15 protein-coding genes and 1 pseudogene are annotated in these 20,814 nt (G+C 73.0%); 9 read left to right on the forward strand and 7 right to left on the reverse strand.

Annotated elements, in window-relative coordinates; all coding sequences use genetic code 11:
- Positions 1-11 precede the first annotated feature (11 nt).
- Both ACZ56V_RS09785 and ACZ56V_RS09790 read left to right on the forward strand, forming a co-directional pair.
- On the forward strand, positions 12-2,306 hold the full coding sequence (locus ACZ56V_RS09785) for an FdhF/YdeP family oxidoreductase (RefSeq protein WP_467379143.1): 2,295 nt from the start codon (positions 12-14) through the stop codon (positions 2,304-2,306).
- A 99-nt stretch (positions 2,307-2,405) separates the two neighbouring features.
- Positions 2,406-3,617, forward strand: a complete 1,212-nt coding sequence (locus tag ACZ56V_RS09790) for a Cmx/CmrA family chloramphenicol efflux MFS transporter (RefSeq protein WP_467379416.1) — start codon at positions 2,406-2,408, stop codon at positions 3,615-3,617.
- 21 nt (positions 3,618-3,638) lie between these two features.
- On the opposite strand, the gene ACZ56V_RS09795 is transcribed toward ACZ56V_RS09790, so the two are convergent.
- Positions 3,639-4,640, reverse strand: coding sequence for a helix-turn-helix transcriptional regulator (locus tag ACZ56V_RS09795; protein ID WP_468940748.1), 1,002 nt, complete (start codon positions 4,638-4,640; stop codon positions 3,639-3,641).
- 133 nt (positions 4,641-4,773) lie between these two features.
- Here ACZ56V_RS09795 and ACZ56V_RS09800 point away from each other — a divergent pair, with 133 nt between their 5' ends.
- Both ACZ56V_RS09800 and ACZ56V_RS09805 read left to right on the forward strand, forming a co-directional pair.
- The gene (locus ACZ56V_RS09800) at positions 4,774-5,196 is read left to right on the forward strand and encodes a VOC family protein (RefSeq protein WP_398909857.1); all 423 of its coding nucleotides are present in this window, start codon (positions 4,774-4,776) and stop codon (positions 5,194-5,196) included.
- Complete coding sequence (locus ACZ56V_RS09805) at positions 5,193-6,296, forward strand: winged helix DNA-binding domain-containing protein (RefSeq protein WP_468940752.1); 1,104 nt, start codon at positions 5,193-5,195, stop codon at positions 6,294-6,296. Before ACZ56V_RS09800 ends, ACZ56V_RS09805 begins: the two co-directional genes overlap by 4 nt.
- A 25-nt stretch (positions 6,297-6,321) precedes the next feature.
- On the opposite strand, the gene ACZ56V_RS09810 is transcribed toward ACZ56V_RS09805, so the two are convergent.
- Positions 6,322-7,407: a MerR family transcriptional regulator gene (locus ACZ56V_RS09810; RefSeq protein ID WP_398909853.1), complete on the reverse strand. Its 1,086-nt coding sequence runs from the start codon at positions 7,405-7,407 to the stop codon at positions 6,322-6,324.
- Between the two features lie 322 nt (positions 7,408-7,729).
- Here ACZ56V_RS09810 and ACZ56V_RS09815 point away from each other — a divergent pair, with 322 nt between their 5' ends.
- Complete coding sequence (locus ACZ56V_RS09815; RefSeq protein WP_398909852.1) at positions 7,730-9,949, forward strand: MMPL family transporter; 2,220 nt, start codon at positions 7,730-7,732, stop codon at positions 9,947-9,949.
- A 63-nt stretch (positions 9,950-10,012) separates the two neighbouring features.
- Here the strand turns inward: ACZ56V_RS09815 and ACZ56V_RS09820 are convergent, their stop codons facing one another.
- The gene (locus tag ACZ56V_RS09820; protein WP_468940756.1) at positions 10,013-11,326 is read right to left on the reverse strand and encodes an aspartate aminotransferase family protein; all 1,314 of its coding nucleotides are present in this window, start codon (positions 11,324-11,326) and stop codon (positions 10,013-10,015) included.
- A gap of 106 nt (positions 11,327-11,432) precedes the next feature.
- On the opposite strand from ACZ56V_RS09820, the gene ACZ56V_RS09825 reads away from it, so the two are divergent.
- Entirely contained in the window at positions 11,433-12,380 is a 948-nt protein-coding gene (locus ACZ56V_RS09825; RefSeq protein ID WP_356369632.1) for a LysR family transcriptional regulator, read from the forward strand.
- Between the two features lie 13 nt (positions 12,381-12,393).
- On the opposite strand, the pseudogene ACZ56V_RS09830 reads toward ACZ56V_RS09825, so the two are convergent.
- The 4 genes and pseudogenes from ACZ56V_RS09830 to ACZ56V_RS09845 form a co-directional block, all read right to left on the reverse strand.
- Positions 12,394-13,004, reverse strand: a pseudogene (locus tag ACZ56V_RS09830) (TetR/AcrR family transcriptional regulator).
- Between the two features lie 309 nt (positions 13,005-13,313).
- A complete protein-coding gene (locus tag ACZ56V_RS09835; protein ID WP_356369641.1) occupies positions 13,314-13,985 on the reverse strand; it encodes a CBS domain-containing protein in 672 nt (223 codons plus the stop codon).
- Complete coding sequence (locus ACZ56V_RS09840) at positions 13,982-16,144, reverse strand: SpoIIE family protein phosphatase (protein ID WP_468940758.1); 2,163 nt, start codon at positions 16,142-16,144, stop codon at positions 13,982-13,984. Before ACZ56V_RS09840 ends, ACZ56V_RS09835 begins: the two co-directional genes overlap by 4 nt.
- Positions 16,145-16,276: 132 nt before the next feature.
- On the reverse strand, positions 16,277-17,635 hold the full coding sequence (locus tag ACZ56V_RS09845; RefSeq protein ID WP_468940761.1) for a family 43 glycosylhydrolase: 1,359 nt from the start codon (positions 17,633-17,635) through the stop codon (positions 16,277-16,279).
- Between the two features lie 236 nt (positions 17,636-17,871).
- Here ACZ56V_RS09845 and ACZ56V_RS09850 point away from each other — a divergent pair, with 236 nt between their 5' ends.
- Genes ACZ56V_RS09850 through ACZ56V_RS09860 form a run of 3 tightly spaced genes read left to right on the forward strand, consistent with a single transcriptional unit; the run spans position 17,872 to position 20,814 of the window.
- Positions 17,872-19,137 (forward strand): ROK family transcriptional regulator, encoded by a 1,266-nt coding sequence (locus ACZ56V_RS09850; RefSeq protein ID WP_398909843.1) that lies wholly within the window; start codon positions 17,872-17,874, stop codon positions 19,135-19,137.
- Entirely contained in the window at positions 19,124-20,005 is an 882-nt protein-coding gene (locus ACZ56V_RS09855; RefSeq protein WP_398909841.1) for an ABC transporter permease, read from the forward strand. Before ACZ56V_RS09850 ends, ACZ56V_RS09855 begins: the two co-directional genes overlap by 14 nt.
- Positions 20,002-20,814, forward strand: coding sequence for an ABC transporter ATP-binding protein (locus ACZ56V_RS09860; protein WP_356369653.1), 813 nt, complete (start codon positions 20,002-20,004; stop codon positions 20,812-20,814). The genes ACZ56V_RS09855 and ACZ56V_RS09860 overlap by 4 nt, the downstream gene beginning before the upstream one ends.

Below are 20,814 nucleotides of genomic sequence, written 5' to 3' on the forward strand. Positions count from 1 at the left end.
GCGACCCCCCGATGAAGAAGCCGCCCAGGGAAGAACCCCGGGACGACCTGACCGTCACCCCGCCCAAGACCTGGGCCGCCGGTGTGCCCGCGGTGGTGCACGCACTGGAGTACTCCCTGGAGCAGACGTCCCCCAAGGAAACCGCGGTGGACCTGCTGACCATGAACCAGGTGGACGGGATCGACTGCCCGGGCTGCGCCTGGGCCGACCCCGCACCCGGCCACCGGCACCGCAACGAGTACTGCGAGAACGGCGCCAAGCACATCAACGACGAGGCGACCACACGGCGGATCACCGCCGACTTCTTCCGCGAGCACCCCGTCTCCGACCTGGCCCGCCGCTCCGACCTGTGGCTGAACCAGCAGGGACGCCTCACCGAGCCCATGGTCAAACGGCCCGGCTGTGACCACTACGAGCCCATCAGCTGGCGCGACGCCCTCGACCTTCTCGCCGGCGAACTTAAGGCGCTCGACAGCCCCGACGAGGCGGTCTTCTACACCTCCGGCCGGGTCAGCAACGAAGCCGCCTTCGTCCTTCAGCTCTTCGCCCGCGCCTACGGCACCAACAACCTGCCCGACTGCAGCAACATGTGCCACGAGTCGAGCGGCTTCGCCCTGCACGAGACCCTCGGCACCGGCAAGGGCACGGTCAGCCTCGACGACCTCCACCACGCCGACCTGATCCTCCTGGTGGGACAGAACCCCGGCAGCAACCACCCGCGGCAACTGTCCGCGCTGGAGCAGGCCAAGCGCAACGGCGCCCGCATCGTCGCGGTCAACCCCCTCCCGGAGGCGGGGCTGCTGCGGTTCAAGAACCCGCAGAAGGCACGCGGGGTGATCGGCCAGGGCGTCCGGATCGCCGACCGGTTCCTGCACATCCGGCCCGGCGGCGACCTCGCCCTGTTCCAGGCGCTGAACCGGCTGCTGCTCGAGGCCGAGGACGCCCGGCCCGGCACGGTCCTCGACCACGCGTTCATCCGGGACAGCACCAGCGGCTTCGAGGAGTTCGCCGAGCACGCCCGGCAGGCCTCCTGGGACGACGTGCTCACCACCACCGGCCTGACCCGGGAGGAGATCGAGCGGGTCCGCGACGAGGTCCTGCGCAGCGAACGCGTCATCGTCTGCTGGGCGATGGGCATCACCCAGCACAAACACGGCGTCCCCACCGTCCGGGAGATCGTCAACTTCCTGCTGCTGCGCGGCAACCTCGGCAGGGCCGGGGCCGGCGCCTGCCCGGTGCGCGGCCACAGCAACGTCCAGGGCGACCGCACGATGGGCATCTGGGAGCAGATGCCGGACTCCTTCCTGGACGCCCTGCGCGACGAGTTCGGCTTCGACCCGCCGCGCGCCCACGGGCTCGACTCGGTCGACTCGATCAAGGCGATGCGGGAGGGCCGGATCAAGGTCTTCCTCGGCGTCGCGGGCAACTTCGTCCGGGCCGCCCCCGACAGCACGGTCACCGAGGAGGCCATGCGGAGCTGCCGCCTGACCGCCCACATCTCCACCAAGCTCAACGGGTCCCACACCGTGTGCGGGGAGACCGCACTGATCCTGCCCACCCTCGGCCGGACCGAACGCGACCACCAGGCGGGCGGCGAGCAGTTCGTCACGGTGGAGAACTCGATGAGCGAGGTGCACACCTCCCGAGGACGGCTCAAGCCGGCCTCCCCCCTGCTGCTCAGCGAGGTCGCCATCCTGTGCCGGCTGGCCCGCCGCACCCTCGGCACCGGCCCCGGGAACGTGGTCTGGGAGGACTTCGAGGCCGACTACGGCACGATCCGCGACCGGATCTCCCGCATCGTGCCGGGCCTGTACGACTTCGACCGGCGCGTGGCCCGCCCCGGCGGCATCCGGCTGCCCAACCCCGTCAACGAGGGCGTCTACCGCACCGCCACCGGCAAGGCCATGTTCACCCGCAACACCTGGCGCACGCCCGACGTGCCCGAGGGCCACCTGCTGTTGCAGACCCTGCGCTCCCACGACCAGTGGAACACCATCCCCTACACCCTGAACGACCGGTACCGGGGCATCCACGGCAGCCGCCGGGTGGTCATGGTCAACCCGGAGGACCTGAGCGCGCTGTCCCTCACGGCGGGAGACCGCGTCGACGTGGTCGGCGTCTGGCACGACGACACCGAGCGCCGCGCCGAGGGCTTCGAGGTGGTCCCGTACCCCACCGCCCGCGGTTCCGCCGCCGCGTACTACCCGGAGACCCAGGTCCTGGTCCCGCTGGACAGCGTCGCCGACATCAGCAACCAGCCCACCTCGAAGGGCATCGTCGTCCGGCTGGAGCGCGTGACCCCGTAGCCGCATCGTGAGACGGAGCCCGCCGCGGGAATGGCGGGCGGCGGGGCTCCGTTGACACCTGTCATGCCCGATTCTTCCCCACGGCCCACGGCCGGACGCATGCCGCTCGCCGTCTACATCCTCGGCCTGTCCGTCTTCGCGCTCGGCACCAGCGAGTTCATGCTTTCCGGGCTGCTGCCGCCGATCGCCGACGACATGAACGTGTCGATCCCGCGAGCCGGGCTGCTGATATCGGCGTTCGCGATCGGCATGGTGGTCGGCGCGCCGCTGCTCGCCGTCGCGACGCTGCGCCTGCCCCGCAAGACCACCCTGGTCGCGCTGATCTCGGTGTTCGGTGTCGGCCAGGTGGCGGGAGCGCTCGCGACGGGCTACGAGGTCCTGTTCGTCTCACGGGTCGTCAGCGCGCTCGCCTGCGCCGGTTTCTGGGCGGTGGGCGCGGCCGTGGCCATCGCGATGGTGCCGGTGACCGCGCGGGCCCGCGCGATGGCCGTGATGATCGGTGGACTGTCCATCGCCAACGTCCTCGGCGTCCCGGCGGGCGCCTTCCTCGGCGAGCACCTGGGCTGGCGGTCCGCGTTCTGGGCCGTGGGCGGCGCGTCCGCCGTCGCGCTCGTCGGCGTGGTGACCCTGATCCCGCGCATCCCGCTGCCCGAGCGGCGCCCCCGGTTGCGGGGCGAGCTGGCGATCTACCGGGACCGTCAGGTCTGGCTGTCCATCGTGGTGACCGCGCTCGCCGCCGGCGGCGTCTTCTGCGCCTTCTCCTACCTCGCGCCGCTGCTCACCGACGTGGCGGGCCTCGCGGACGGCTGGGTGCCGGCCGTGCTGGCCCTGTTCGGCGTCGGCGCGCTGATCGGAACGATGATCGGCGGCCGGGTCGCCGACGCGCACCTGTTCGGCGTACTGCTCTCCGGCATCACCGCGTCGACGGTGCTGCTGGCCGCCCTGGCGCTGTTCGCCTCCAGCCCCGCCGTCGTGATCGTCCTGTCGCTGCTGCTCGGCGTCTCCGCGTTCTACACGGCGCCCGCGCTCAACGCGCGCATGTTCAACGTCGCCGGTGCCGCGCCCACCCTCGCGGGCGCGACGACGACCGCCGCGTTCAACCTGGGCAACACCGGCGGCCCCTGGCTTGGCGGCACGGTGATCGACGCGGACCTCGGGTACGCCGCCACCGCCTGGGCGGGCGGGGCGATGACCCTGGTCGCGATCGGCTTCGTCGCCGTCTCCCTGCGGCTGCACAGCCGGTCGCGCGTCGTGATGAGCGGCGGCCCGGTCACCGGGACCGCGAGCGTGGAGCGGTCCCAGCGGGTGTGACCCCGGCCCGGTGAGCGGCGCTCACCGCGGCCCGGCGCCCGCCGCGGCGGCCCTGGCGCAGCGGTCGGCCAGCCGGGCGAACGCCTCCCTGAGCGCGGGCGGGCCCACGACGTCGACGTCGGTGTCGAAGAGGCAGAAGGCGGCGGCGAGCGAGGGCCACGACCAGGAACCCAGCGTGAGCCGGCAGCGGTCGGGGCCGAGTTCCTCGACGGTCCCGTCGGACACGTGCGGGGAGACCGCGGAGGCGGACAGGTGGAGCACGGCCGCTCCGCGGCAGGGCCAGTCCGGGGAACCGTCGGAGCCGCGGAACCTGCCGGTCAGGAACGCGGCCACGTCCCCGCCGGGCAGATCCCTCGGGGTGAAGCGGGGACCGGTGGGCGTGCGCGGGGTCACCCGGTCGGCGCGGAAGACCCGCCAGTCCTCGCGGTCCAGGTCCCAGGCCACCAGGTACCAGCGCCCGCCCCGGGCGACGAGATGGTGCGGCTCCACCCGGCGCGGGGGCGGATCGGCCTCGGCGGCGGCGCCCGTGGGGTGGGCCGGGGCGTGGTCGAAGCGCAGCACATCGCGGGCCCGGACCGCGGCGCTGAGCGCCATCAGGACGCCGGTGTCCGCCTGGGGATGCGGCAGGGGAGCGGACAGTGCGACGGAGGTGACCTGAAGGGCGTCGATCCGGTGCCGCAGCCGGGCGGGCATGACCTGGCGCAGGGTCGCCAGCGCCCGTGCCGCGCCGTCCTCGATACCGGCGCCGGTGGCGGCCGCGGTGCGCAGCGCGACGGCGAGGGCGACCGCCTGCTCGTCGTCGAAGAGCAGTGGCGGCAACCGCGTCCCGGCGTCCAGGCGGTAGCCGCCGTCGGGGCCCTTCACCGCCCGGACCGGATAGCCCAGCTCGCGGAGCCGGCCTACGTCGCGGCGCAGGGTGCGCGGGCTGACGTCCAGCCGCTCGGCCAGCACCGCGCCGGGCCAGTCCCGGCGGGCCTGGAGCAGCGAGAGCAGGGACAGCAGCCGGGCCGAGGTCTTCTGCATGACCACCATGCTGGCGCACATAGCGGCCACAACCTGACCGCTACCCGCAGCAGAGTGGGCACCGCGGGGCCGGGACCGGTCCCGCGGCGGCCCGCACCGCGGGCCGTCCCACCGTGATGGCAAGGAGCCCGTCGTGACCGCACAAGCCGTGACCCACCTGAACTTTCGTGGCGACGCCCGCGAGGCACTCACCTTCTACCGGTCCGCGTTCGGCGGGGACCTGACCCTGGTGACCTACAAGGACGCCGGAAACGTCCAGGACCCCGCCGCGGCGGACCAGGTGATGTTCGGCCAGGTGTCCAGCGCCGACGGCCCGAGCGTGATGGCCTACGACGTGCCGTCCGACCTGCCGTGGAACCAGGGCGAGAACGCGTTCTTCGTCTCGGTCCGCGGCGAGAGCGCCGAGGAGATCACCGCGTACTGGGAGAAGCTCGCCGGGGGCGCGACCGTCCTGCGGCCGCTCGGGGCCGCGCAGTGGGCACCCCTCTACGGCATGCTGCGGGACCGGTTCGGCGTCACCTGGGTCCTGGACGTGGTGAGCGAGTACAACGCGTGAGCGTGCTCGACGCCCGGTCGCTGAACCGGGCCGCACTCGCCCGGCAGCTGCTGCTCGACCGCGCGGACCGCCCGGTCCTCGACGCCGTCGCGCACCTCGGCGGCATGCAGGCACAGGAACCGCAGGAACCGTTCGTCGGACTGTGGTCGAGGCTGCGCGACTTCGTACCGCGGGCGCTCGACGACCTGCTGGCCGGGCGTCGGGTCGTGCGTACCCACCTGATGCGCCGCACCGTCCACCTCGTCACCGCCGAGGACGTACTGGCCTGGCGCTCGCGCCACGACGCCATGCTGCGCGGACGCGTCCTCGGCACCTACCGCCGCGCGCTCGAAGGGGTCGACCTCGACGAACTCGCGGCGGCGGGCCGGGCGGTCCTGGCCGACGGCGAACCACGCTCCATGGGCGACCTCGCGCGGGCCGTGGCAGAACGGTGGCCGGACGCGGGACCGAGGCCTCTCGGGGAGATGCTGGTCGCCGCGCTGATCCCGACGGTGCAGCTGCCGCCGCGCGGACTCTGGCGCACCAGGGCCGGGGTGCGCAACGCCCCGGTCGCCCACTGGCTGGGCCGCGAGGTCGACCCGCCGGCCCCACCGGGCACCGATCCGGTAGGTGCCGCGCTCGTACGGCGCTACCTGGCCGCGTTCGGGCCGGCCGCCTCGGCGGACCTGCGCGCCTGGTGCGGGCTCGCGGGGCTGCCGGCCGCGGTCGCGGCGGTGCGCGGGGAACTGGTCGCCTTCCGCGACGAGCGGGGCCGGGAACTGCTGGACCTGCCCGAGGCGCCACGTCCCGACCCGGACACCCCCGCCCCCGTGCGGTTCCTGCCGGCCTTCGACAACGCGGTCCTCGGCTACCGGGACCGCGGCCGGATCATCGACGACGCGCACCGCGGTCTGTCGGTCACCGGCGCGCGATTCGTCCTCGTCGACGGCCGGGTCTCCGCGACCTGGACCGTCGAGGGCGACACGGTGACCGTCAGCCCGTTGCGGCGGCTCACCCGCCCGGAGCGCGCCGAGGTCGCCGTGGAGGGGCGGGCCCTCGCGTCCTTCCTCTCCGAGGGCGACAGCGACCTGGTCATGGTCGGGGCGGCACCTCCCCCCTGAGCCACGGGCGGGCCGATGGAGGGAGTCACCCCGCGGTCACGACGTCGGCGACGACGCAGCTGACGTTGTCGGGACCGCCGGACCCGTTGGCGAGTGCCACCAGTTCACCGACGGCCCGCCCGGGCTCACCGGGGGCGGCGAGCACCCGGCGGATCTCATCGCCCGGCACCACGGTCGACAGGCCGTCGGAGCAGAGCAGGTAGCGGTCCCCGGACCGGGCGTCCCGCAGACGCATCTCGGCGGTGGCGTCGGCGCCACCGCCGCCCAGGGCCCGTACCAGCATCGACCGCTGGGGGTGGGAGGCGGCCTCCTCCGGCGTGAGACGGCCCTCGTCGACCATCGACTGCACGACGGTGTGGTCGTGCGTGATCTGGAACAGCTCCCCGTCGCGCAGCAGGTACACGCGCGAGTCGCCGATGTGGACCAGGCCGAGCTGCGACCCCGTCCAGAGCATCGCGGTGAGGGTCGTACCGGCCGCCTCCGGCGCGGAACCGCCTCCCACGGCGTCGTACACGGCCCGCTCGGCCTCCTCGACGGCGTCCGCGAGGACGTTGAGGAGACCGCCGGCCGGGACGCCGTCGTCCTCCAGCCGCCGGAGCGCCTCGACGGCGGCCGCGCTCGCCGGGGCGCCGCCGGCGCCGAACCCGTCGGCGACGGCCAGCAGGCGGGAGCCCGCGTAGGCGGTGTCCTGGTTGCTCTCGCGGACCAGGCCGGTGTCGGAGGCGGCGGCGTAACGCAGGTTCAGGGCAGGAGCGGTGGGAGCCACGGCGGGGTCCTTCCGGGTGAGGTGGTCGACGAGGAAGGCGGCCAGGTCCCGGCGGGCGGCGGCCTCGGCCTCGGCCCGCGCCCAGAAGGCGCGGATCTCCCCGGCCGCCGCGCCCGCGTCCAGCGAGCACACCTGCCGGATGCGGACCAACGGCATCCCCAGGCGTCGCAGCCAGGCCACGAGCCGGGCCCGCTCCACCTGTTCCGGGGCGTAGCGGCGATAGCCGGACACCGGGTCGACGCGGGCGGGCGGCAGCAGGCCCAGCTCGTCGTAGAGGCGCAGCGCCTTCGGCGACAGCCGGGTCGCCCTCGCGAACGCCCCTATGGTCAGCAACTCCGTGCCCACGTGCCCCCTCCTCCTCGTACCGGGCGCGTCGCCCGGTGACACCGATGCTGCGGCCTGCCCCAAGGTGAAGGTCAACCACCGCCCTGCCGTCGGCTGCCCCCGGCAACGAAATGCGGAGTACACGCATCTTCGGATCTACACCGAGGGGAGAGGGGCGCGGGACCCCACTACACCCCACGCAGTACGCCAGTCCAGACCCAGGGTCGGATCACATGCCGAGAACCCCGGGTGAGCATGAAGATGTACCCCGGTGAGCGCGTCCGCCTTCCCCCCATGTGCCGGGTCTTCGTCCTGCCCGTAACCCGACGGATTGGTCCAAAAGGTGGCTACGTTTCTTTATCGACTCGGCCGGAGGGCGTTCCGGCGCCGCGGCCTCGTCGCCCTGCTGTGGGTGGCCCTGCTCGTGGGCGCCGGCGTCGCCTCGTCCGCCGCGCCGGCCCCGCCCGAAGACTCCTTCTCCATGCCGGGCACCGAGTCCCAGAAGGCGTTCGACCTGCTCGACGAGCAGTTCCCGGCCGCCAGCGCCGAGGGCGCCACGGCCCGTGTCGTGATCCGTGCCCCCGAGGGCGCGAAGATATCCGACGCGGCCGGCAAGGACCGGGTCGGGGAACTGGTCGCCGACCTGAAGGCCGGCCCGCAGGTCGCCTCGGTGGACGACCCGTTCAAGGCGAACGCCGTCAGCAAGGACGGCACCACCGCCTACGCCTCCGTGACCTACAAGGTCAACGCGATGGAGCTGACCGACGAGGCCCGCGACTCGCTCACCGCCGCCACCGACACCGCCCGCGAGGGCGGGTACACCGTCGAGACCGGCGGCGACGCGGTCGTCGCCGAGCAGGAGATGGGCGGCACCGCCGAGCTGATCGGCATCGGCGTCGCCGCGATCGTGCTCCTGCTGACCTTCGGCTCACTGGTCGCGGCCGGTATGCCGCTGCTCTCGGCGATCATCGGTGTCGGCATCGGCATCTCCGCCATCGGGGCCCTCGGCAGCACCCTGGAGCTGTCCGCCACGACCTCCACGCTCGCCATGATGATCGGCCTCGCGGTCGCCATCGACTACGCCCTGTTCATCGTCTCCCGCTACCGGGCCGAGATAGCCGAGGGCCGCGCCCCCGAGGAGGCGGCCGGACGCGCGGTCGGCACCGCGGGCTCCGCGGTCGTCTTCGCCGGACTGACCGTCGTCGTGGCCCTTGCGGGCCTCGCCATCGTCAACATCCCGATCCTCACCAAGATGGGCCTGGCCGCCGCCGGAACCGTCGGCATCGCCGTACTGATCGCCCTCACCCTCACCCCGGCACTGCTCGGCTTCGCCGGCAAGCGGGCGCTGAGCCGCAAGGACCGCAAGGCGCCCGCCGGGGCGCGGGCCGCCGCCGGCAAGCCGAAGCTCGGCACCCGCTGGGCCCGCTTCGTACAGCGGCGCCCGGTCACCGTACTGCTGACCGCGGTCCTCGGACTCGGCGTGATCGCCGTACCGGCCGCCAGCATGGAGCTGGGCCTGCCCGACGAGGGCAGCTCGGCTCCCGACACCACCCAGCGCAAGGCCTACGACATGCTGTCCGCGTCCTTCGGGGCCGGGTTCAACGGCCCGCTGATGGTCACCGTGGACGCACGCGGCGCCGACGATCCGAAGGCCGCCGCGGACGCCGTCGGCGAGAAGATCACCGGTCTCGGCAAGGCCGCGGCCGTCACCCCGGCCAACTTCAACGACAAGGGCGACACCGCCGTCCTCACCGTGATGCCCAAGACCGGCCCGAGCGACATCGCCACCGAGTCGCTGGTGCACGACATCCGCTCGCTGTCCGGCGGCATCAAGGCCGACACCGGCGCGACCATGCTGGTCACCGGCGCGACCGCGATGACGATCGACTTCTCGCAGACCCTGGACGACGCGCTGATCCCCTACCTGGCGCTGGTCGTCGGGCTCGCCTTCCTGCTCCTGATGCTGGTGTTCCGCTCGGTCCTCGTCCCACTGAAGGCCGCCCTGGGCTTCCTGCTCTCGGTGGCCGCGGCGCTCGGCGCGGTGGTCGCGGTCTTCCAGTGGGGCTGGCTCGCCGACGTGTTCGGCGTCGACCAGCCGGGCCCGATCATGTCGATGATGCCCATCTTCATGATCGGCGTGGTCTTCGGCCTGGCGATGGACTACGAGGTCTTCCTCGTCACCCGCATGCGGGAGGCGTACGTCCACGGACAGTCCGCCGCCGACTCCGTCACCACGGGCTTCACCCACGGCGGCCGGGTCGTCGCGGCGGCCGCGATCATCATGATCAGCGTCTTCTCCGGCTTCATCCTGGAGAACGACGCCATGATCAAGATGATGGGCTTCGGCCTCGCGATCGCGGTGCTCTTCGACGCCTTCGTGGTCCGCATGGCCATCGTGCCCGCGGTGCTCGCCCTGCTCGGCACCAAGGCCTGGTGGCTGCCGAAGTGGCTGGACCGCGTCCTGCCGAACGTCGACGTCGAGGGCGAGAAGCTGCACCGGGAACTCGGCGACACCGCCGCGCCCGCGGAGCCCGTCCGCGAGCCGGAGACGGCCGGGGTCTGACACCTGCGACACCTCACGCGCGGCCCCGGCGACCTGGAACCCCAGGCCGTCGGGGCCCTCGTGCTACAGGTTGCCGGTGGCGTCGGTGAGCGCCTGGTCGAGGACGGCCACGCCGCGGGCGATCTCGTCGTCGCTCGCGGTCAGCGGGGGCGCGATGCGGAAGATGCCGCCCATCCCCGGGAGCTGGACGATGTTCATGTGCAGGCCCAGATCGAAGCAGCGCCGGGTGACGGCGGCGCCGAGCCGGTCGGCACCGCCCTCGCCCAGCACCTCGTCCCCGACCAGTTCCATGCCCAGCAGCAGCCCGCGGCCGCGGACGTCGCCCACGACCTCGTGGCGGGCGGCGAGCTTGTCGAGGCCCTGGCGCAGCGCGGCCCCCAGCGTGCGGGCGCGCTCGTCCAGCCGGTCGCGGACCAGGACGTCGAGGACGGTGTTGCCCACCGCGGCGGGCAGCGGGTCGTTGACGTGGGTGGTGAAGAACAGGAAGCCCCGCTCGTGCGCCCGCCGCTCGATCTCCGGGCCGGTCAGCACGGCGGCCAGCGGCAGTCCCGCGCCCAGCGTCTTGGACAGCGTGAGGATGTCCGGGACGACACCCTCGTGCTCGAAGGCGTACCAGTCGCCGGTCCGGCACAGCCCCGTCTGGGCCTCGTCCAGGATCAGCAGCATGCCCCGCTCACGGCACTTGCCGGCCAGGGCGGCGAGATAGCCCGGCGGAAGCTCGACGACGCCGCCCGAGGAGAGGATCGGCTCGACCAGGCAGGCGGCGAGACTGCCGACCGACTGGGCGTCGACCATCTCGAAGCCCAGGTCCAGCTGGCGGCGCCAGTCCAGCTCGCCGTCCGCGCCGACGACGGAGGGGCGGTGGCGGTCCGGCACCGGCAGCGCGAAGTTGCCCGGCGCGGCGGGGCCGTAGCCCTTGCGCCCGGCGCTGTAGGTGGCGTTCGCGGCGGCCTGGGTCATGCCGTGCCAGGACCGGGCGAAGGAGACGACCTCGTGGCGGCCGGTGACGAGCTTCGCCATCCGCACCGCGGCCTCGTTCGCCTCCGCCCCGGTGGTCAGCAGCAGCGCCTTCTCCAGCGGCTCGGGCAGGGTCCCGGCGAGCCGGCGGGCCAGCTCGACGACCGGGCGGCTGAGCATGCCGCTGTGCAGGTGGTCGAGGTGCGCGACCTGCTCGCGCACCGTCGAGACGATCGCCGGATGGGAGTGCCCGAGAATGGCACTCATCTGACCGGACGTGAAGTCCAGCAGCTCACGGCCGCTCTCCGTGAACACGGAGGTGCCGGCGGCGCGCACGACGACCTCCGGCGAGAAGGGCGCGTGGCCGGAGTAGCGGATCAGGTGGCGCCCCGGGTCGGCGCTCGAAGTCTCCAAAGGCATGCGACCGACGGTAGGAACGCGCCGCTGCGCGTGTCCATCGCACAGATTCGACGCTGCTGTGCGTCAAAAACGTACAGCAGGCGGGTGTGCGCCGTACCATCGCCGCGTGCTCAACTCCGGACGACTGCACCTGCTCAGCCAGCTCGACACGCTCGGTACGGTCCGCGCGGTCGCCGAGACGCTGCATCTGAGCGCGTCGACGGTCTCCCAGCAGCTCGCGGTGCTGGAGACCGAGACCCGGTGCCGGCTGATCGAGCGGACCGGGCGCCGGGTGCGGCTGACCCCGGCCGGCCTCCTGCTGGCCCGCCGGGGCCGGGAGATCCTGGACCGGATGGCCGACGTCGAGGCCGAACTGCGCGCCCTGAACGACGAGCCCATCGGGACCGTGCGGCTCGCCGTCTTCCAGAGCGCCATCTACAGCCTCGCCGTCCCCGCGGCGAACCGGCTGGCCGCCACCCACCCGCACCTGCACCTGGAACTCGTGGAGATGGAGCCGCACGAGAGCGGCCCCGCCCTGCGCTCGGGCGAGGCGGACGTCGTCGTCACCACCACCGACTACTCCGGTCTGACATGGGGCGCGGACCTCGAGGTGATGTCGCTCGGCAGCGACCCGGTCGTCCTGGTGCTGCCGCACGGCCATCCGCTCGCCTCCCGCACCGCGGTGGACCTCGCGGCCTGCAAGGAGGAGACCTGGGCCTGCGACCGGCCGCAGTCGTACATGGCGGACCTGACCGTCCGGCTGTGCCGTGAGTCGGGGTTCGAACCCCGGGTGGCCTGCCGGTTCGGCAACTACCTCATGCTGCTGCGGCACGTCGAGACGACCGGTTCGATCGCCCTGCTGCCCGCCCTCGCGGTCACGGCGGACCACGCCGTCGTCACCCGGCGGCTGAGCCCGCCGGTGCACCGCAACGTCGCCGTCGTGGTGCGGCGCGGCGCCCCGAGGCGCGCGGCGGTGAACGCGGTCATCGCCGCCCTGCGCGACCACCCGGAGATCGAGGCCCTGTCCGCCCCCGATCCCTCGGGTGAGGGCCGGGACGGCGACCGGCACCCCTGAGAGCGGTGCCCGGTCAGGCGGCGGGGATCCGGCGGTGGACGTCCTCCAGCAACATCCGGACCGACGTGCGGAAGACCTCCGCCTGATGGTCGCGCAGGAACGCGGTGTGAGGATGAGGGCGCGTGGACGTCGGCCGCGGCGAGCTGCGCCGGGGTGAAGCCGGCGAACAGCTCGCGCTGGAAGATCGCGCCCATCCGGCGGACCGCCTGCGTGGTCGGCCCCTCGACGGGCGCCGCGTAGTACCGCAGCGGCGTCCCGTAGAGCAGCTGGAAGCGCTCGGGGTGGGCGACGCCCCAGTCCCGGTAGGCCTCGGCCACCACGACCAGGCGCGGTGCGCGGGAGTCCTCGCCCGCGCCGTCGGCGGCGGCCCGCAACGCGTCGGACAGGTCGCCGTACGCCTTGGCGATCAGCGCGGTGACGAGGGCGTCGCGGTTCGGAAGTGTAGTGGTGGAGCGCCTGCACGGTCATGCCGAGACCGCGGGCGACCGCGCGCAGCGACAGGGCCGCGGGCCCGTGTCGGCCGATGTGCTGCTCGGCGGCGTCGGCTATCTCCCGGGCCGCGGCGGTCCGGCGCCGCTCGCGGAAGGAGACGGGAGCCGTGGTGGGGTGCCGGTCTGCGGACATGCGGCGAGCCCAGGGCGACACGGGCTGATGGAGCGTCAAGAAGTTGAACACTGTTAGGCAAATCTCACACTGCCAAAGCGCAGGGTGTCTCACTAACGTCGTGGTGCGGCGACGCAGGCCCCGCCGAGGCCATCAACTCCGGCCGTATTCCGTCGTCTTCACCCCAAGAGAACAAGGGAGAACGTGAACGTGCGTGTTCGATCGCATAGCCGAGGGGTCTGACCCGCTCCGGCCCCCGCACTCCGCCCGTGTCCGCGTCCCCTCCCCCGGGAAGCGGGCACGGGCGGGCGTCCGCCGCCGGGCGGCAGGTCAGGAGCCGACGGCCGCGGCGTCCTCGGCACCGGCCTCGCCGGCCGGCCGGAACTCCACGGCGACGACGCCGTCCACGCTCCGGCAGTGCTCCTCGAGCAGCGGGGCGGACACCCGGTCCGGGAGCCGGCCGCTGAGCACGACATGGCCGTGCGTCACGTCCACCTGCACCGAGGAGGGCGCCAGACCGAGCGCCTTGACCAGGGCCTCTTCGATGATCTCGGTGCGGATCGCGCGGTCCGTGCGCAGGAAGACCCGCAACAGGTCGCTACGGCTGACGACCCCGGCCAGCCGCCCGTCCCCGTCCACGACCAGGAGCCGTTTGATGCGGTGCCGCGCCATCACGCGGGCGGCGTCCACGACGCTCCAGTCCTCCCGGGCGCAGAGCGCGGGCGAGGTCATGAGCCCGCCCGCGTCCGTGGCGCCCGCCTTGGCGGCCGAGGCCCGGGACCACTCGGCGTGCTCCGGGGAACCGTCGGGCTCCCCGCCCCACATCTTCTGCAGGAGGTCCGCCTCCGACACCACCCCCACGGGGCGGTTCTCCCCGTCGACGACCGGCACCGCCGTGATGTCGTACTCCAGCAGCAGGTGGGCGATCTCCTTGAACGGGGTGCCCCGCTGCACGCGGACCACGGCGTCGCTCATCAGATCGCGCACCCTCTGGTGTTTCATGAAGGGTCTACTCCTCCGCTGCCGGCCCGTGTCGACCGGCGTTCGTCCTTCTTGCCCGTGAAAACGATCGAGTGGCCCCCGGAGTGCCCCGGTGTCCGCGCGGGCGGCCCGACCAGGACCAGGGCGATGTCGTCGCCCGGGGTGGGCGCGTGCCGGATGAGGGAGTCCGCCATGGCGTCCAGGTCGCCGGGGTCGCCGTGTTCCAGGAGCCCGGCGAGCGCCGCGATCGCGTCGTCGAGGTCGACCCCGGGCGCCTCGACGAGTCCGTCGGTGTAGAGGGCGAGCACGCTGCCCGGCGGCAGCGGGAACTCCAGCGCGGTGTACCGGGCGTCCCGCTCGATGCCCAGCAGCAGACCGGGCGGCACGCGCAGGGGTTCGACATGCCCGTCCGCGTGGCGCAGCAGGGGAGGCGGGTGTCCGGCGAGCGCCAGGCAGGCGCGGTGGGTGGCGAGGTCGAGGTGGACGTAGGCGCAGCTGGTGAACAGCCCGGGGTCCAGGTCGGTGAGCAGGCGGTTGGTTCGGGCCAGGACGCGGTCGGGGGGCGCCCCCACGGTGGCGTTGGCGTGTACGGCGGTGCGGACCTGCCCCATGAGCGCCGCGGCGTCCACGTTGTGCCCCTGCACATCGCCGATGGTGACGCTCGCGGTGCGCTCGTCGAGCCGGATGACGTCGTAGAAGTCGCCGCCGATGCCCAGGCCCTGGGCGGCCGGGAGGTAGCGGGCGGCGACGTTCAGACCGGGCACGTCGGGGAGGGTGTGGGGCAGCAGGGCGGACTGGAGGCGATGGGCGAGGTGGTGCTTGGAGTCGTAGAGCCGGGCGCGGTCCAGGGCCTGCCCGACCAGTCCCGCCAGCGAGGTGAGGGCGGCCCGTTCGCCGGGCGGGAAGACGTGGGGCCGGCGGTAGGAGAGCAGGAGCGAGCCGATGGGGCGGCCGGAGGCGATCAGCGGCAGCAGGGCCCATGCGGCCATCCCGTCCTCGTGCGTCATGGCGGGATACGCCTTCTGGAGTTCCTCGAAGGTCGTCCAGAATCCCGGGACACCCGTGGCCATGACGTCGACGCCGGGGATGGCCGAGGTGAGGGGCGTTCCGTCGAAGCGCCTCAGCAGCTCAGGGTGGTAGCCGCGCTGCCCGACGACCTTCAGACGGCCCTCCGCCGGGGCCATCACCACCATGCCCTGGGCTCCGAGCGCGGGCATCAGCTGGTCGGCGGTCTGCTCGACCACGTCCTGCACGCTGACGGCCTCGGTCAGGGTGGAGGCCAGGTGCATCAGGTGGTAGAGCACGGTGGCACGGCTGGGACCCGAGGGCGGTACCGACCGGGAGGAGGCCCCGTCCGCGTCCGGGCTGCCGCGGGTGATGCGCACGCTCAGCCCGGTGGCGTCGGGGTACAGCTCGAAGGACAGCCACGTCCCCGGCGGGCGCAGCACGGTGAAGGCCTGCGGCCTGCGGCTGACCAGCGCCGCGCGGTAGCGGTCCTCGACGTGCGGCACGTCCATCCAGGGCAGCGCCTCCCAGGGCAGGGCGCCCACCAGCAGCGACCGGTCGACGCCGAGCAGCTCGGCCGCCCCGGGGGTGACGAAGGTGAGGTGCCCGTCCAGGTCCAGTGCGCACGAGCCGCCGGGCAGGCGGTCCACGAACGCGGACAGCGCGGTCGCCTCGGCGGGGGAGGGGGTGCGCGGGGCCGCCGGCGGCAGGGTCCGGGGCCGGTCCGGGGGCAGCAGCGCCTCGCCGCGGTCGAGTGCCCGCTGCAGGCTGTCGCCCAGGCGGCGGCAGCCCGCCCGGATGACGTCCTGTTCACCGGCGCTCAGCCGCGAGGGGTGACTCCCGGGCCACAGCAGCACCAGCCCGCCCCGGACGGCGGTGCCCGAGACGAGCGGTGAGGCCGCCAGCCCGAAGTCGTACGGCAGGACGAGCGCCAGCCGCGGATACTCGCGTGCCATCTCCTCCCGGCCGCCCGCCCACACCAGACGGCGCTCGCGGACGGCGTCCGCCACCGGCATCGGATCCTTCAGCCCCACCCGCCGCCACGGGGCGGCCATCTCCTGCGGGACCCCCGTGACCAGGACCTGCCACACGGCGTTCTCGCCCGGTGGCAGTACGTAGAGGATCCCTCCGAACGCACCGCTCGCCCGCACCACGGCCGCCATCGCGGAGTCCATCAGCGGTCCACCCGCGTCCGCGCCGACAGGGCTGCCCGACGCCGGCCACACCGAACACCACCCATATCTGGACACTACGCCCGTACCGCCGCGACGGCATGCGAGGGGCGGTGGGCCGGGCGTCGCCCCTGATCAGGGCCGGTCGCCGTGCTCCTCGGACCCGCGCTTCACGTACAGCCGGCCGTTCGCCGGGCCGGTCCATTCGAGCCGTACGACACCTGGCACCGCGGCCTGGGCGACGCGTGAGGCGCCGGACCAGTAGCCGGCGGCCGGGTTCAGGAAGTACGTCGCCCACAGGCCGCCGCGGTGATCGACGAAGAAGTTGTTGTGCCCGGCGCCGACCCCCGCGGTGTACCGCTTCGCGTACGGGCCCTCGAACCGGTCGGCCACGGCGACGATCGCGTCGTACTGGTACTGCACCCGCCCGGTCGCGGGCACGTCGTAGGCGTGCCGGACGGTGCCGTCGGCGTTGACGGAGGTCCGGTTCCAGGCGGCGTGGACGAGGTGGTACTTGCCGCGGTACTTGAACACGTAGGCGCCCTCGAGGTACGGCTCGGGGGAGTAGGGCGTCTGCTGGAACCGGGGCAGGTCCGTCGTCGTGACGATGTCCTCCATGTCGTCCCGGAACTTCGCGTACAGGTCGTTGTGCAGCACGAGCCACGCGTCGTCGCCCTCGGAGAAGAGGCCGCCGTCGATGTGGTGGTAGGCGCCGGGCTCGATGAACTTCGGCCCACCGACGAACGGGTCGCCGAACGGCTTCTGCAGGTTCCCCTCGATCAGCCGGTACGGTCCCTCGACGCCGCCCTCGCTCACCAGCATGAACGAGCCCACCTTGCGGGAGTGGTCGCCCATGCACGCCACGATGTACCAGGTGCCGCGGAAGTAGTGCAGCTCCGGTGCCCAGGCCTGGCCCCGCTTGCCGAACTGCTCGTCGTGCCAGTACTCCTGCCAGGGCGCGACGACCGTGCGGCCGGGGCGGTTCTCCCCGGCGAACTCGGGCGACCACACCTTGCCGCGCTCGGCCCCGGGCCGGACGCCGGTCGTGTCGGCAAGCCGCCACGGGCCCTCGAGGGAGGGGGCCAGCCACACGAAGATGCCGTCGTTCCAGGGAGCGGCGACGTCGAGTCCGGGCACCCGGGTGGTGCCGGTGGCGACGTAGAGGGGGCGTCCGTCGACGACGAAGCAGTTGACGTAGGTGTCCCGCATCCAGACCGTGCCGCGCTCCTCGTCACGAGGACGCAGCTCCAGCGGGAGGACGAACGCGTTGTCCCGACGCGGCCACAGGTCGGCCCGGGTGTCCGCGGCGCCGTACGGCTCGGGGTCGGGCCAGTTCCGCGGGTACCGCCGGGACGCCCCGGCCGCCGCGGGAGCAGCGGGGGCCGCCGCCGGCACCGCCTGTGCGGCGCCCGCGGGCAGGGTGAACGCCGCCCCCACACCGGCGGCGCCGGCCAGCAGGGATCGTCGGTGGAGTCCGTACTCGGCATCGGTCATCGGTCGGGTTCTCCTTCGTCGTCCCCGTCCGGGAACCGGGGCGCGGCACACGAGCCGCGGGACGGGGGCATGGCGCACAGCATGCGAACGCCCGCACATTTACGTCAACAGGGCGGACGAATAATGGTGTTCGAGCGCCCCATTCAGGCACCTGCCCACCAGGCATTGTGAACGCTTCGTTGCGTCTTTCTGTCGGAGTGTTGACGGAATAATCGAGCCTCCCTACGTTGACCGGCATGCAGATGCCCAGCGGAGTGCACGCACTGGTCAGGCGGACCCACGAAGAGCGCGTCATGCGTGCGCTGCAGGAGAACGGCGCCATGAGCCGGGGCGAGATCGCCCGGGTCGTGGGCCTGTCCCGCACCACCCTGTCCGAGATCACCGGCAACCTCCTGCAACGAGGCGCCATCGTCGTCGTGGACACCGACGCCTCCCGCCGCGAGGGCAGCGGGCGACCGGCCGAACGGCTGGCCCTCGACCCGGCGTCGGCGCAGTTCATGGGCGTCGACTTCGGGCACCGCCGCGTCCACGTCGTTGTCGCCGACGCCTCGCACGAGGTCATGGTCTCCGGCTCCGTCCGGTACGAGGACACCGCGACCTGGACGACCCGCACCGAACTGGCCCTGGAACTGGTCGACCGGCTGAGCGGCGAGGCCGGCGTCCACTACGGGGCGCTCCAGGGCATCGGCATCGGCGTACCCGGCCCCTACCCGGCCCCCGAGGGGGCGGCCTGGCCGCGCGCCACCAAGGGCACCACCGTCCTGCGCCCGGCACCCGAAGGCGTCGACGTGGCCTTCGCCGAACGCTTCGACGCCCCGGTGATCGTCGACAACAACACCCGCCTCGCCGCCCTCGCCGAGGCGATCAGCGGCGCCGACAGCGTCGCCGACCTGGTGTACGTGCGGCTGTCGGACGGTGTCGGCGGCGGTCTCGTCGTCGGCGGCCAGCTGGTGACGGGCTCGTCCGGGCTGGCCGGGGAGCTGGGGCACGTGACCGTCGAACCGGCGGGCCGCCCCTGCCGGTGCGGCAAGCGGGGCTGTCTGGAGACCGTGGCCTCGGTGCCCGGAATCCTCGCCGCCTGCTGGGAGTTCGGCCTGCGCCTGGAGAACCTGGACGACCTCGCGGCCGCCGTGCGCCGCGCCCACCCCGTCGTGGACCGGGTCCTGCGGGAGGCCGCCGGGGCACTGGGCCGGGTGGTCGGCGCCGCGACCATGATGCTGAACCCGGCCAAGGTGGTCATCGGCGGCGAGATCACCCGGCTGGCGCCCGTCCTCGTGGAACAGGTCGCCGCCACCCTCGCCGCCGAGATCTTCCCGACCGCGTCCGCGGGGCCCGTCGTCGCCGCGGCCCGGCTCTCCGACGACGACGGCGCCATCGGCGCGCTGGCCGCGGTCTTCCACAGCTCACCCCTCCTGGCGAGGTATCCCGAAACCGCCGACGTGAAGGGCCGTTCCGATGCATCCGACCCCGCCACCGAAGGAGCCGCCCATGTCCGTCCTTGACAAGCGGAGCGCCGACGAGCGGCACCCGCGGCCCGAGCAACGGCCCGGGGTCTCACCGGGCGCCGAGGCGGGCGACACCCCGGCGGACGCCGTCAAGTCCGCGCCGCAACGCTCCCGTTCCGGCCGGCGCGGGCTGTCCCTCGCCCTGAACGCCGTGTCCGTCGCGCTCGGCATCGCGCTCTGGTGGGCCCTCGCCTCCGCCGGTTTCAAACTGCCCACGCCGCCGGAGGTCGTCTCCCGGGCTGGCACCCTGATCAGCGACGGGACGCTCGCCGACGACGCGCTGGCCAGCCTGACCCGGGTCCTCCTCGGCTTCGCCCTGGGCACGGCCGTGGCCGTCCCGGTGGGCTTCCTGATGGGCTGGTACGGCATCCTGCGCGGACTGATCGAACCCTGGATCCAGTTCTTCCGCACCATCCCGCCGCTGGCGATCATTCCCCTGGCCGTGGTCGCCATGGGCATCGACGAGACACCGAAGATCTTCGTCATCTTCCTCGCCGCGTTCCTGGCCTGCGTGATCTCCACCTTCCAGGGCGTGGTGAACGTCGACCGCACCCTGATCAACGCCGCCCGGGTGCTGGGCGCGGGCGACGCCACGATCTTCGCCCGCGTGGTGGTGCCGGCGTCCACCCCGTTCATCCTCGTCGGCATGCGCGTCGGCCTCGGCTCGGCCTGGGCCACCCTGGTCGCCGCCGAGCTGATCGCCGCCCAGGAGGGCCTCGGCTACCGCATGCAGAACGCCCAGCTCTACTACGACCTCCCGACCATCTTCGTCGGGCTCATCTCGATCGGGATCCTCGGTCTCCTCATGGACCGCGTCCTCCTCCTCGCCGAACGCAGGCTCACCCGATGGCAGGAACGCCGATGACCAGCACACCCGCCAAGATCTCCGTCCAGCACGTGACCAAGACCTTCTCGCTGGGACGGGAGACCTTCACCGCCCTCGACGACGTCTGCCTCGACATCGCCGACCACGAGTTCGTCACCGTCGTGGGCCCCTCGGGCTGCGGCAAGAGCACCCTGATGAACATCCTCGCCGGGCTGGAGACACCCACAACCGGCCGTGCCCTGGTGGACGGCGCACCCGTCTCGGGTCCCGGACCCGAGCGCGGCGTCATCTTCCAGCAGTACGCCCTCTTCCCCTGGCTGACCGTACGCCAGAACGTCGAGTTCGGCCTCAGGACCACGGGCGTGCCGAAACACGAACGCCGCGCCCGGGCGGAGCACTTCATCGAACTGGTCGGCCTGGAACGCTTCGCCGACGCGCTCCCCAAGACCCTCTCCGGCGGCATGCGCCAGCGCTGCGCCATCGCCCGCGCCTACGCCGTCGACCCCTCGATCCTGCTGATGGACGAACCCTTCGGCGCCCTCGACGCGCTCACCCGGGTCAAGCTCCAGGAGCAGCTGCTCAAGACCTGGAGCCAGGACAAGCGCACCGTCCTGTTCATCACCCACGACGTCGACGAGGCCGTGTTCCTGGCCAACCGGGTCATCGTGATGGCCGCCCGCCCCGGGCGCGTCTACGACGTCGTCGACGTCGACCCCGCCATCGAGCGCGACGAGGCCTTCCGGCTCAGCCCCGAGTTCGCCGCGCTGCGCAACCGCGTGTGGCACTCCGTCTACCACCAGGAAGGCCGCACCGCCGCCCTTTCCGGTTCCCACGCCCCGACGTCTTGA

Source organism: Streptomyces sp. NPDC034099, from assembly GCF_055575415.1.

Coding starts and splice junctions, on each gene's coding strand:
- ACZ56V_RS09785 (WP_467379143.1), top strand. CDS start 12: ATGAAGAAGCCGCCCAGGGAAGAACCCCGGGACGACCTGACCGTCACC.
- ACZ56V_RS09820 (WP_468940756.1), bottom strand. CDS start 11,326: ATGCCTTTGGAGACTTCGAGCGCCGACCCGGGGCGCCACCTGATCCGC.
- ACZ56V_RS09860 (WP_356369653.1), top strand. CDS start 20,002: ATGACCAGCACACCCGCCAAGATCTCCGTCCAGCACGTGACCAAGACC.
- ACZ56V_RS09845 (WP_468940761.1), bottom strand. CDS start 17,635: ATGACCGATGCCGAGTACGGACTCCACCGACGATCCCTGCTGGCCGGC.
- ACZ56V_RS09855 (WP_398909841.1), top strand. CDS start 19,124: ATGTCCGTCCTTGACAAGCGGAGCGCCGACGAGCGGCACCCGCGGCCC.
- ACZ56V_RS09790 (WP_467379416.1), top strand. CDS start 2,406: ATGCCGCTCGCCGTCTACATCCTCGGCCTGTCCGTCTTCGCGCTCGGC.
- ACZ56V_RS09795 (WP_468940748.1), bottom strand. CDS start 4,640: ATGCAGAAGACCTCGGCCCGGCTGCTGTCCCTGCTCTCGCTGCTCCAG.
- ACZ56V_RS09850 (WP_398909843.1), top strand. CDS start 17,872: ATGCAGATGCCCAGCGGAGTGCACGCACTGGTCAGGCGGACCCACGAA.
- ACZ56V_RS09840 (WP_468940758.1), bottom strand. CDS start 16,144: ATGGACTCCGCGATGGCGGCCGTGGTGCGGGCGAGCGGTGCGTTCGGA.
- ACZ56V_RS09835 (WP_356369641.1), bottom strand. CDS start 13,985: ATGAAACACCAGAGGGTGCGCGATCTGATGAGCGACGCCGTGGTCCGC.